The organism is Peribacillus sp. FSL R5-0717, assembly GCF_038002945.1.
GTDB classification, from domain to species: Bacteria; Bacillota; Bacilli; order Bacillales; family DSM-1321; genus Peribacillus; species Peribacillus frigoritolerans.
Genome location: NZ_JBBOOF010000001.1, coordinates 3,389,881 through 3,402,320, shown reverse-complemented (window position 1 = coordinate 3,402,320; position 12,440 = coordinate 3,389,881). Strand labels below are relative to the sequence as shown.

Here is a 12,440-nt window from a genome sequence, read left to right as displayed (position 1 = left end):
TTGACGGTTAGGAATGCTTTTTTTATTGTTCGATCAATTGAATGTAGGAGGATGGGAATTTTGAAGAGCAGCAGTTTGGGTTACCCTCGAATCGGGGAAGATCGTGAATGGAAACGTACATTGGAAGCATACTGGTCAGGTAAAATCGATAAAGCGGAATTTACGGCACAACTAAAGGCCATCCGTATAGGCAACTTACAAAAACAGAAGCAACGGGGCATTGATATCATCCCTGTAAACGACTTCACTTTCTATGATCAAATGCTCGATATGTCCGTCATGTTCGGTCTTGTTCCTGAACGTTATTCAGCTTATGAAGGCGGAAGTGTCCCCCTTTCCGTTTATTATTCAATGGCCCGGGGAAACAATGATGAAATCGCTTCAGAAATGACGAAATGGTTCAATACGAACTATCACTATATTGTCCCTGAATTAAAACTGGCGCAGCTTACTTTAACAGAAAATAAACCACTTACAGCATATCGGGAAGCCAAGGAAAAGCTAGGGATTGAAACGAAGCCCGTGTTGATCGGACCTTATACTTTCATCTCCCTTTCAAAAGGCTTCAATAAAGAAGAAATCCCTGGCATCATCCTGAGCCTGCTTCCCCTATACACGCAAATCCTGCGGGAGTTGGAGCAAGAAGGCGTGAAGTGGGTACAAATGGACGAGCCTTCCCTTGTTTCATCCATTTCCAAGGATGATATGCAAACCGTTACTTACCTCTATGAAAAACTGAATGAAGCAGCACCAAACCTGAACATCATGCTACAAACATACTTTGATGCGGTGGAACATTACCAAGAAGTCATCGAATTACAAGTCCAAGGGATCGGTCTTGATTTTGTACATGATAAAGGGAGGAATTTAAGTAACCTTGAGGCATTCGGTTTCCCGAAGGACAAAGTACTTGCAGCGGGTGTGATTGACGGAAAAAACATTTGGCTATCTGATTTATCCAAAAAAATCGAATTGATCGAGACACTTAAGAAACAGGTAGCCGAGGACCAAATCTGGCTACAACCCTCTTGTTCCCTGCTTCATGTCCCGGTGACCGTTCGTAATGAAACCGCCCTTTCAAAAGAAGTGAAAGAGGCACTTGCTTTCGCTGATGAGAAACTTGAGGAAATCACACTTTTGGTCAAAGGGAATAATCAAGGCATTGAAGCAATCGCCGAAAAAGTCGATGCCAATAAATTTACGATTCAAACGTTAGCCAATTCGAATATCCGAAAACACGGGTCTGTACAATCCAATGTCGAAAAGGTTAAAAACAGGACCGCCGGCCGTCAGCTTCCATTTAAAGACCGTTACCAAAAACAACAGGAATTTTTCAAATTGCCTTTTCTCCCTTCGACTACGATCGGAAGCTTTCCGCAGACATCTGAAGTTAAACAAGCACGCGGGAAATTCAATAGAGGAGAATGGACAGCCAAGCAATATGAAACATTCGTTAACGAAGAAATCGGCAGGTGGATCGAAATCCAAGAAGAAATCGGTTTAGATGTTCTCGTTCATGGGGAATTCGAACGGACTGATATGGTTGAATACTTCGGTCATAAATTAGGTGGATTCATCTTTTTAGAAAAGGGTTGGGTACAATCCTATGGATCCCGCTGCGTGAAACCGCCAGTCATCTTCGGCGACATCCATTTCATCGAACCGATGACAGTCAGGGAAAGTGTATACGCACAATCACTGACGAAGAAGACGGTGAAGGGAATGCTGACAGGTCCTGTTACGATTTTGAACTGGTCTTTCGTCCGTGATGATATTTCCAGGGAGAATGTTTGCTATCAGCTGGCGCTCGCTTTAGAAAAAGAAGTCATTGCCTTGGAATCTGCTGGAATTAAAATGATTCAGGTTGATGAGCCTGCACTTAGAGAGGGTCTGCCATTGAAAAAAAGCGATCGCGACGAGTATTTGAACTGGGCAGTGAATTCATTCTTGATATCCACATCAAGCGTGGAGGATACAACCCAAATTCACACGCATATGTGCTATTGCGACTTCAACAGTTTCATGGATGTCATCTCCTCCCTCGATGCCGATGTAATTTCCATCGAAACATCCCGCAGTCATGGGGAGCTCGCTTCCGCATTCGAGGAAAAAACATATGAAAAAGGCATTGGCCTGGGGGTGTATGATATTCACAGCCCGCGTGTGCCGGCAGTGGAAGAAATGGTCGATATGATTGAACGGGGCATCAAGGTATTGGATAAAGACCAGTTTTGGATCAATCCCGACTGCGGCCTGAAAACAAGGGGTATCCCGGAAACCGTCGCTTCCCTGAAAAACATGGTCGAAGCAGCAAAAGTCGTCCGTAAAAACCTTTTAGTAAACCAGCAGGCAAATGATTGAAAAGAACGTTGCCCATCCAACACAGCAGTCACGGACTTTTTTAACCGACCTTGTTTTTCCACCGGATACAAATCATCATAATACCATCTTTGGCGGAAAAGTAATGGCCTATGTCGATAAAATAGCTTGCATTTCCGCTATGCGACATTGTCGAAAACCCGTTGTGACTGCTTCAAGCGACTCTTTTGATTTTTTGGCCCCCATCAAAACAGGGGACGCGATCAACCTTGAAGCTTATGTCACCTGTACTCATCGCACATCAATGGAGGTATTCGTGAAAGTGGAGCGAGAGAACCTATTAACAGGTGAAAAACAGCTTACGGCACGCGCTTTTTTAACGATGCTTGCCATTGATGAAGACGGTAAGCCGACAAACGTACCTCAGGTCATTCCGGAAACGGAAGAGGAAAAACAGCAATATGTTCAAGCCCAAGCAAGATATATCGAAAGAAAGAAAAAACGGAACTAAACAAAAACCCCTTCAACATGAATCTGTTGAAGGGGTTCTTTCAGTTCCCTGCCCCGCGGTATCTCTTCACTCCCTGATTCCATATGAAAATGGATATCACGAAAAAGGCAACCCCAATTACAGGTGTGGCAAATGCATATGCATACCATTCTTCTTTTCTTAGGAAATAAGATGCCGGATAGACACCGACAAACGCGAATGGCAGCACCCATGTAAGGACAAAACGGATGACCTTATTATAAATATCTACAGGATAGCGCCCGTAGTTCCCGATATTGTACATCATTGGCATGATGGATGTTTTCGCATCCGACCAGAACCCAATGCTTGCTATCGCAACGAATATGGCTGCATAGGCAAGTGCCCCGCCTATTGCAAAAACGATGAAAAGAATCGGGTCATACCACGCAAGCTGCAAATCCAATGAAATCGCCGAATAGAATATGATGATCAAACCGGTTACAACACCAAATAACGCTTCAAGCTCGATTCTTTCTAAAATGACTTGAAAAAGGCTATGTATCGGTCTTGTTAATATCCGGTCCATTTCACCTTTGACGATATAGCGGTCATTAAAATCCCAAATGTTGAAAAAGGCAGAAAAAAGGGCGAATGGAATAAGGAAAAACCCATAAATGAATATGATTTCTTCACGGCTCCAGCCGCTTAAAAATTGGGTATGCCCGAAAACGACCAATATAAATACCAGATTCACGACCTGATTCAGCAGATCTGATAGGATTTCCATGAAGAAATCCGCTCTATATTGCAATCTTGTTTTCATATACTGACTCACATATTGAAAAAACATCGATACATAAAACATCCCGTCAACCTCCTTGAATAATCAGCTGTTTTTTTGCGACTATCCATAAAAGCTGAATCGGTATTATGAGAATGATGCACCAAATTAACTGCTGTAAAAGCGCCATGCCAATTTCGCCTGAACTGTACCCATTCGTAAAAATCATGCTTGGTACATAGCTGATCCCTTGAAAGGGTAAATATTTCATCACTTCCTGCGCCCATATCGGGTAGAAACTGATTGGCAGCAGCAGACCGGAAAATAAATCAATGATAACCCTTTTAGCGCGGATCAATCCGGCATTATTATATAAGAAAAAGGTAGTGATTCCCGTCAATAAGTTAATTTGTGTATTGATGATGAAGCTGAACAGCAAGGAAATGCCGAAGATCCCCCACACAGCCGGATCGCGCGGCAATTCAATAGGAAAAATGAAAGCAACCAGCAGCATCCCCGGAATCGAGAAGAAGAAGAAACGGAATATCCCTTCCCCAAGTCCTTGCATCGTTTTCATGCCTAAATAGTTATAAGGCCGGATCATTTCAATGGCGACCTTTCCGTCTTTAATTTCAGTGGCGATTTCGCGGTCAATATTATTGAAATAAAAAGCGCGCGCCATCCATGCAACTGCAACATAGGTTGTCATCTGCATACCTGAAAGTCCTTCGATGGAGCTTTTTTCTCCATATATCGCATTCCATAAGAAATAATAAGCACCGATATTAATGCTATAAATTAAAATGCCGGTATAATAATCCGTTCGATACGCAAGCATCATCAAAAAACGCATGCGGATCATGGCAAGATACTTCCCCATGGCCCTCCCCCTTCTTGATAGACACGTTGTTTCTTAATGATAAGAGAGTCACACAGTGCCTTCTTCGTAAATGTTGCGAACAATTTCTTCAATGGACGTTTCATGAATTTTGATGTCTTTTATTTTAAAATGAGATACGACAGCCGAAACAAGCTGTGAAATATGATCACTTTCTTCTTTCAACAAGGCAATATAAGTTTGATTTTTTTCATCATGAACCCAGTTAGCGGTAAATGGGAGCGCTAATGATTGCAATTCCTTCAATGCGATCGGCTCGATGAATTGAAAATGGATCTGTTTTTCCTCTGCCCAGTTATCTTTTAAACTCTGCAATTCCCCATCATAGATGATCTGTCCTTCATCAAGCATGATTACACGCTCACATAATGCTTCAATGTCCCCTAAATCATGGGTGGTCAAAAGGATTGTCGTATTATATTTCTCATTGATTTCTTTCAGGAACTCACGAATCTTCATTTTCACGAGCACATCAAGTCCAATCGTCGGCTCATCCAGGAACAGCAAAGGCGGATTATGGATCAAGGCTGCCGCAAGCTCGCAGCGCATTCGCTGACCAAGCGAAAGTTTACGCACTGGTTTGTCCAGCAAAGGACCGATATCAAGCGTCTTGATGACATGTTCCATATGATCGTTATATTGTTCATCCGTTACCTTATAGACCTTTTTTAACAGCCGGAACGATTCTTGAACCGCAATATCCCACCAAAGCTGTGAGCGCTGACCGAATACGACTCCGATAGTCTGTGTGAACTTTTCCCTCTCTTTATGTGGATTCATGCCATTGACCGTGATTTCGCCTGCTGTCGGTTCCAAAATACCTGTCAGCATTTTGATCGTGGTCGATTTCCCTGCACCATTTTCCCCGATATAAGCTACCATCTCACCCTTTTTTACAGTAAAATTGATATCATTGACGGCAGGGACGACCTTATAATTTCTGGTAAGTAAATCCCGGAAGGCACCCTTTAGCCCTGAACGGCTTGATGCCGACTTAAATTCCTTCCGAAGCTGTTTCACTTGAATTGCATCACTCATCCTGTTACATCCTCCGTAATCTCTTGTCCTAATGAATTAGTTTATCCAAACCAACCTTTTTAGACAATAAAAATGCTTGGATGCCATATACCATTTTCAGGGAGGAAATGGCCATTGTACCAGATACATATATAAAGGAGACAAGTATGCTATGAATATCAAAAAATTATTACTATCCCAAATTGAAAAGGTCGTTTTCGATCTTCGATATGACTTCCTTTATGAAGATGAGTACGGTGAATTAATATGCCAGGTCATCCAAAGGGATTCCAGCGGGTCGATCGAAAGCACACCCATCAGTTTCCACCTTCGCATTAATGAAGAGAAAGGAACCGGGCAGCTAATCTATTACCGAGCCCAGGGCGAAATGAACCGCCAATCCTTCGACATCGAAAATCCTGACACCATCTTGGCCATCCTTACTTTCATAACAGGAGTTTTGGGATCCCCCCCCCCAAAAAATGTTGGCCCGGAATCCTGATTCTTCTGGGGGTGCTGCGTTTCCACCAGGTTACGAATCACATTTCCTAGCCTTCGACCCCAGATTTCCAGAGAGAAAAGTGCTATGATTAAGGGGAAATATGTTTATATTTATAGGAGGTTTTAAGATTGGAATTTAGAAATTCGGAGCTTTTACATAAAGAGGCATTGGAACATATCGTTGGCGGGGTTAACAGCCCATCCCGTTCTTACAAAGCTGTAGGCGGCGGTTCGCCAGTTGCGATGGATCATGCCAAAGGGGCTTATTTCTGGGATGTTGATGGCAATAAATATATCGATTATTTAGCTGCATATGGCCCGATCATCACAGGGCATGCGCATCCACATATTACGGAGGCTATCGTTAAAGCAGCGGAATCCGGCGTTTTATACGGCACTCCGACAAAACATGAAGTCAAATTTGCCAAAATGCTGAAGGAAGCCATACCATCCATGGATAAAGTCCGCTTCACCAATTCAGGCACCGAATCAGTCATGTCCACCATCCGTGTTGCCCGCGCTTACACAGGGCGCGATAAGATCATCAAGTTTGCAGGCTGTTACCATGGACACTCCGACCTTGTTCTCGTCGCTGCAGGCTCCGGCCCGTCCACTCTAGGTACACCGGACTCTGCAGGCGTTCCAAAAAGCATTGCACAAGAAGTCATAACGGTACCTTTCAATGATATCGGTTCATTTAAAGAAGCACTTGATAAATGGGGCAATGAAATTGCAGGCGTGTTGGTAGAACCGATCGTCGGCAACTTTGGAATCGTGGAACCAAGTCCTGGCTTCCTGGAAGAAGTCATTTCATTATCTCATGAAGCCGGATCACTCGTCATTTTCGACGAGGTCATCACAGCGTTCCGATTCATGTATGGAGGGGCACAGGACTACTTGGGAATTCAACCCGATTTGACCGCGCTTGGAAAAATCATCGGGGGCGGGCTTCCCATTGGTGCTTATGGCGGTAAGAAAGAGATCATGGATTCTGTCGCACCTCTGGGACCAGCCTACCAAGCTGGTACGATGGCAGGAAATCCGGCTTCCATGCTTTCCGGGATAGCTTGCTTAGAAGTACTTAAAGAAGAGGGGCTTTACGAAGAGCTTGACCGCCTGGGGAAAATCCTTGAAGAAGGTATCCTGAAAGCGGCTGGCCAATATAATGTTCCGATCACCATCAACCGCCTTAAAGGGGCATTGACGATTTATTTCACGACAGAAAAAATTGAAAACTATGAGCAGGCGGAAAATACGGATGGCGAAATGTTCGCCAAGTTCTTCAAACTCATGCTCAATCAGGGAATCAATTTGGCACCGTCCAAATACGAAGCCTGGTTCTTGACAATCGCTCACACGGATGATGATATCGCTTATACTCTAAAAGCGGTTGAACATGCATTCAAAAACCTAATATAATAAATCGAATCAGCATAATTATGCATTTTTTATACACCCTCAGGATGTGCATCTATCTTGAGGGTTTCTTATTTACCTGTAATAAATCTTTAATATTAGCATTTGAAGCCAATCTTCACAAAAATCCCATCAATCACAGCATCCACCTCATTGTATAAAAAATTGATTTCTGAATATTTAAATGATATGATATGGATACATTTATATACATTTATACACTTTCTTTCAATCTATCAAAACTTGGACTATTGTTCGGGTTTACTAATATTTCCCCCATTAAACACATGCTACAGGAGGTGAAAGGCAGAGAATAAGGGTAACCTTATTCAAGCCACAAATATGGCCCAACAATGGACACCTGCTACATTCAAAGAATTTCACAAGGAAGAACATGATGCCTGCGGAATCGTTTCCTGCATCGAAAAAAAGAAGATCCCTACTAACGAAAACATCTTTGCCTGTATCGACGCCCTGGTTAAAATGAACCATCGCTGCGGCTTCATCAATGGTGAGGGCGATGGCGCCGGCATCCATATCGATATTCCCCGGGCTCTTTGGAAAAAGAAGCTTGAAGCGGCAAATGTCGATTCAGGCATCGTCGATCAAGATACCTTCATAGTCGGCCACTTATTTCTAAGCAAAAAAACAGAAGCGAACGACTTAAAGGTCGAAGTTAAGGAGAAACTGCTCCAACATGGTCTCTCATTGATATTCGAAACGGATAAAGCCTACCGTTCCGAGGCATTGGGACCGATTGCCATTCAAGAAGACCCAGTGTTCTGGCAATTTGCCTGTTCCTCAACCATCAATAACAACCAAGAGCTTTCAAATGTTCTTTTTGAGCTGACTTCCGACATCGAAAAAAGCGATTTCATCCATGTTGCCTCTTTAAGCCAGCATCATGCGGTATACAAAGTGATGGGTGCGGGGGATACGCTCCCTGCCTATTATCTTGATCTTGCCGATCCTTTGGCTGCCTCCACCATGACACTGGGACATAATCGTTTTTCAACCAATACTCTATCAAGCTTCTTCCGGGTCCAGCCTTTCAGCGTGCTTGGTCATAATGGCGAAATCAATACCATCGCCAAATTGCGTGATGAAGCGAAAATGATCGGAGTTCCCATCGCTAAAGATGGAAGCGACTCTCAGGATTTAAACAAGACGATCGAAACTTTCATCTGCCGTCATGGCTACTCTTTATTCGAAGCTGTCGATCTTATGTTTCCGCCAATCATCAATGAAATCAAGGAATATCCCGAGCACTTACAAGACTTATATACGTATTTAAGGGAAGCATGGGGTCATTTTGCACAAGGTCCGGCAGGCATCATCTCCCGTTTCGGCGATGAAGCCGTATTCTCTGTCGACTCTCTAGGCTTGCGCCCGCTTTGGAATATTGAAACGGAATCATCCTATATGTTCACTTCCGAACCAGGAATCATCCCTTCCAGTGAATATACCGGAGATCCGAAACCGATGGGTCCAGGGGAAAAAATCGGTTTGAAATGGAACGGCGACCGAATTGAATTGTACACATACAAGGATTACCAGGATAAAGTGTTTGAACTATTCAATGATCGTTTCGTCCTTTCCAATGACCGAGTCCGCTTACAGCCACAGGTTTTTGAAAAGGTTGTCTCCATGACAAACACGCAAGCCATTCATAATGGTCAGTATAAAGCCTTTGGGTGGGAAAGGGAGCATGTCCAATTAGTGGAACAGATGGCCGAAAAAGGCGCTGAGCCAATTCGTTCCCTTGGTCATGATGCGCCGCTGGCAGCACTTAATCCCCAAAGGACCAACATTGCTGATTTCATCAAGGAAAGCGTGGCCGTTGTAACCAACCCGGCGATCGACCGGGACCGGGAAACCGAGCACTTCTCAACAAGGACGATCATCGGAAAGCGCCCTTCCCTATTCGAAGCGAATAAGGCAGGAAAGGTGACGGAGCTGCTGACTCCCTTATTGATCGAAGGATCAACGGGTTATGAGTGTTCATCCATCGTATCGCAGCCAAGCTACGACCAGTTCATTAAATTTAACCAAGATCTAAAACTCGTGCACATCATTTCAAGTACATTCAAAGAGGATGAAAACATCACGGATGCGCTGACCAGGATTACGGATGAAAGTGTCAATGCTGTGGATGAAGGAAAAACGCTGCTCGTTCTGGATGATGCCCTTGCCCATCAAAACGGCAACCTTTGGCTTGATCCACACCTGGTCACTTCAGCCGTCGACCAAGCGTTGGTCCATACAGGCAAGCGTCGTGATTGTTCCATCCTTTTACGTTCAGCATCGCTAAGGTCACTGCATGATATCATCGTTTCTTATGGTCTTGGGGCCAACTTAATCAGCCCCTATTATATGTTCCTTTCCTTATCTTCAGATGACCATAAGGGGGTTACCAATCTATATAACTCCTTGACGAAAGGGCTTGAGAAGGTCATCTCAACCATTGGCATTCATGAGCTGCGCGGCTATGGAAGACTTTTCTCAAGCATCGGTTTACATGAGGAAATCGCGAAATATCTAAATGTGGCTAATTTCTTCGGATCCAATGATCTTGACTATGATTTTGATAAAATCAAGGCAGATGCCATCCAGCGTGCAGAGGATTACGGCAATGAAAAAGAACGGATGGGGAAGACCTTCCATCTATTCCCTAGAATCTGGAAATCAATCGGGGAAGTTGCTTCAACCGGGGACTATGATGCTTATCGCGAAAAGATCACTGAACAGGAAGAATCCAATCCGACGACGATCCGCCACTTGACATCATTAAAAACTTCAGATGCTTCCGTCCCTTCTGAAGAAGTCAGCCTTTCGGTCGGTGAACAGGAATTGCCGTTCGTCATAGCCTCCATGTCCTTTGGATCACAAAATGAGATTGCTTTCCGGGCCTATGCAGAAGCTGCCGAGAGGCTAGGCATGATCAGCATGAATGGCGAAGGCGGGGAAATAAAGGATATGCTGGGCAAGTACCCGAAATCCCGCGGACAGCAAATCGCTTCAGGACGTTTCGGTGTCAATGCAGAACTCCTGAATTCTTCAAATCTATTGGAAATTAAAATTGGTCAAGGGGCAAAACCCGGTGAAGGCGGTCACCTTCCCGGTTCCAAGGTCACAGCCAAAATCGCAGAAGCCCGAAATGCTACAATCGGTTCCGACTTGATCTCCCCTTCCAATAACCATGATATATACTCAATTGAAGATTTGGCCCAGATGATCCATGAGCTAAAAACGGCAAATGACAAGGCAAAAGTTGCCGTCAAAGTACCAGTCGTTCCAAACATCGGTACGATTGCTGTCGGCGTCGCAAAAGCCGGGGCCGATATCATAACGCTTTCTGGTTTTGATGGCGGAACGGGTGCTGCCAGAATCCATGCACTCTCACATGTCGGCCTGCCAGTTGAGATAGGTGTGAAAGCGGCCCATAATGCACTGCTTGAATCAGGTATCCGGCAGAACGTTGAAATTTGGGCTGACGGTGGGTTAAAAAGCTCGATGGATGTTTTGAAGGTAATGCTGCTTGGGGCAAATCGTGTAGGCTTTGGGACCCTTTCGATGATTGCCGTCGGCTGCACAACGTGCCGCGGATGTCACCTTGATACTTGCCATGTGGGCATCGCCACCCAAATTGAATCGGAAGCTCAGGCGAAAGAACACGGGCTGCGCCGTTTTGTTCCACGTAAATTTGATTTAGCCGTACAGGGGTTAACGAATATGTTCAATGCATTTGCAAAAGAACTCAAATCTTTGACCGGATCACTTGGGGTGAAGAATCTTCAGGATATCGTCGGGCGTTCTGATTTGCTGCAGCAAGTTAAAGGTCAACAATCATTGGATTTAACCTATTTATTAAAAAATCTGGATATAACACCGTTCTCGCATAAGGAAGCGGCGGCATATTTGAATGAAGGCTCCATGCAGGTAGCCGTTGGCGCAGAATATCTTGATTCGCATGTAGATGAACTGCAGCAATCCCGCAGCTATAGCTCGATTACATCCGAGCAGCGTGTACTCGGCAGCAGGGTCTCCTGTCACCGCGTTAGGGGCAGATTGGATGGGTCATACAAAAAACTTCCTCCCGTTCACCTATCCTACCAGGATGGTTCCATTCCGGGTAATGGACTTGGGGCATACAATACAGAAGGAATTTCAATCAGCGTGAATGGCGGTGCCCAGGATGGTATCGGTAAAACATCGATTGGCGGTAACATTGCCATCTTTAAATCTCCAGGAAAAGATGGGAAGTTCTACAATGGCTCTGTCGGTAAGGGCTTTGGTTACGGTGCACAGCATGGTCTCCTAATTGCCCAGGGTGATGCCGATGCCAGGGCGGGAATCCGGCTTTCCGGAGCGGATATGATCATTGGCGGATTATTGAAACGACCGCTTCCTAAAAAGGAACACGGGAATATAGCGGTAACATCCAATATTAAGGGATTCGCTTTTGAATACATGACAAATGGAAGAGGTTTAGTTCTAGGTGATCCCGGTCCATGGATTTGCGCAGGGATGACAGGGGGTGTCGTTTATTTACGGCAACAGCCTGAATCTGGATTAACCAAAGAGGTCATTAAGAAACGGGTTGCGAAAGGGGCAAAGATATCCATTGAGTCCCTATCTGCAAAAGGCCTGCAGGATGTGGTTGAACTCCTTGGCAAATACACGGCCCTCTTGAAAGACCATGGCCAAACCGAAGAAGCGGCCTCTTTAGAGACACTGCTTCAGAATCCTGGAGAGCATTTCCTTCAGGTCGTTCCAGTTAAAGAACAGGCGGATCCTGCTGTATCCACGGAGTAATGCCGAAAATAAATATAAAAAAAGGCTGATGCTCTTCATTTCGAGCATCAGCCTTTCCCGTCATTTACCTATGGGATCGTCTTCAAACGATTGAAAAACAATGCTGAAAGCAATCAAGAAATTGCCTAACGTTTCTTTATATATTAAACTTGATTTTAACTATTGTATCTTTTAGGAAAATCCTGTATATTACTTTTTGTTTACATCATCTTATTTTAGTG

At 44.4% G+C, this 12,440-nt stretch carries 8 protein-coding genes; 5 read left to right on the top strand and 3 right to left on the bottom strand.

What is annotated here, in order from left to right; genetic code table 11:
* The first annotated feature begins 51 nt into the window (after positions 1 to 51).
* Both metE and NYE65_RS16395 read left to right on the top strand, forming a co-directional pair.
* Complete coding sequence (metE, locus tag NYE65_RS16400; RefSeq protein WP_340861260.1) at positions 52 to 2,361, top strand: 5-methyltetrahydropteroyltriglutamate--homocysteine S-methyltransferase; 2,310 nt, start codon at positions 52 to 54, stop codon at positions 2,359 to 2,361.
* Complete coding sequence (locus NYE65_RS16395; protein WP_063592101.1) at positions 2,354 to 2,830, top strand: acyl-CoA thioesterase; 477 nt, start codon at positions 2,354 to 2,356, stop codon at positions 2,828 to 2,830. The genes metE and NYE65_RS16395 overlap by 8 nt, the downstream gene beginning before the upstream one ends.
* A gap of 40 nt (positions 2,831 to 2,870) precedes the next feature.
* Here NYE65_RS16395 and NYE65_RS16390 read toward each other — a convergent pair whose 3' ends face one another.
* From NYE65_RS16390 to NYE65_RS16380, 3 genes are read right to left on the bottom strand one after another with little or no spacing between them, the layout of a single operon-like run.
* The gene (locus NYE65_RS16390; protein ID WP_057278730.1) at positions 2,871 to 3,656 is read right to left on the bottom strand and encodes an ABC transporter permease; all 786 of its coding nucleotides are present in this window, start codon (positions 3,654 to 3,656) and stop codon (positions 2,871 to 2,873) included.
* A gap of 4 nt (positions 3,657 to 3,660) precedes the next feature.
* Positions 3,661 to 4,452, bottom strand: a complete 792-nt coding sequence (locus NYE65_RS16385) for an ABC transporter permease (RefSeq protein WP_063596595.1) — start codon at positions 4,450 to 4,452, stop codon at positions 3,661 to 3,663.
* A gap of 48 nt (positions 4,453 to 4,500) precedes the next feature.
* A complete protein-coding gene (locus NYE65_RS16380; RefSeq protein ID WP_057278728.1) occupies positions 4,501 to 5,508 on the bottom strand; it encodes an ABC transporter ATP-binding protein in 1,008 nt (335 codons plus the stop codon).
* Positions 5,509 to 5,659: 151 nt separating this feature from the next.
* On the opposite strand from NYE65_RS16380, the gene NYE65_RS16375 reads away from it, so the two are divergent.
* From NYE65_RS16375 to NYE65_RS16365, 3 genes are all read left to right on the top strand, one after another.
* Complete coding sequence (locus tag NYE65_RS16375; RefSeq protein WP_340861259.1) at positions 5,660 to 5,989, top strand: hypothetical protein; 330 nt, start codon at positions 5,660 to 5,662, stop codon at positions 5,987 to 5,989.
* Between the two features lie 128 nt (positions 5,990 to 6,117).
* The gene (locus NYE65_RS16370) at positions 6,118 to 7,407 is read left to right on the top strand and encodes a glutamate-1-semialdehyde 2,1-aminomutase (RefSeq protein ID WP_328176559.1); all 1,290 of its coding nucleotides are present in this window, start codon (positions 6,118 to 6,120) and stop codon (positions 7,405 to 7,407) included.
* Between the two features lie 339 nt (positions 7,408 to 7,746).
* Positions 7,747 to 12,219: a glutamate synthase-related protein gene (locus NYE65_RS16365; protein ID WP_340861258.1), complete on the top strand. Its 4,473-nt coding sequence runs from the start codon at positions 7,747 to 7,749 to the stop codon at positions 12,217 to 12,219.
* The last annotated feature ends 221 nt before the right edge of the window (positions 12,220 to 12,440 follow it).

Coding starts and splice junctions, on each gene's coding strand:
- NYE65_RS16385 (WP_063596595.1), bottom strand. CDS start 4,452: ATGGGGAAGTATCTTGCCATGATCCGCATGCGTTTTTTGATGATGCTT.
- NYE65_RS16375 (WP_340861259.1), top strand. CDS start 5,660: ATGAATATCAAAAAATTATTACTATCCCAAATTGAAAAGGTCGTTTTC.
- metE (WP_340861260.1), top strand. CDS start 52: ATGGGAATTTTGAAGAGCAGCAGTTTGGGTTACCCTCGAATCGGGGAA.
- NYE65_RS16380 (WP_057278728.1), bottom strand. CDS start 5,508: ATGAGTGATGCAATTCAAGTGAAACAGCTTCGGAAGGAATTTAAGTCG.
- NYE65_RS16395 (WP_063592101.1), top strand. CDS start 2,354: ATGATTGAAAAGAACGTTGCCCATCCAACACAGCAGTCACGGACTTTT.
- NYE65_RS16390 (WP_057278730.1), bottom strand. CDS start 3,656: ATGTTTTATGTATCGATGTTTTTTCAATATGTGAGTCAGTATATGAAA.
- NYE65_RS16365 (WP_340861258.1), top strand. CDS start 7,747: ATGGCCCAACAATGGACACCTGCTACATTCAAAGAATTTCACAAGGAA.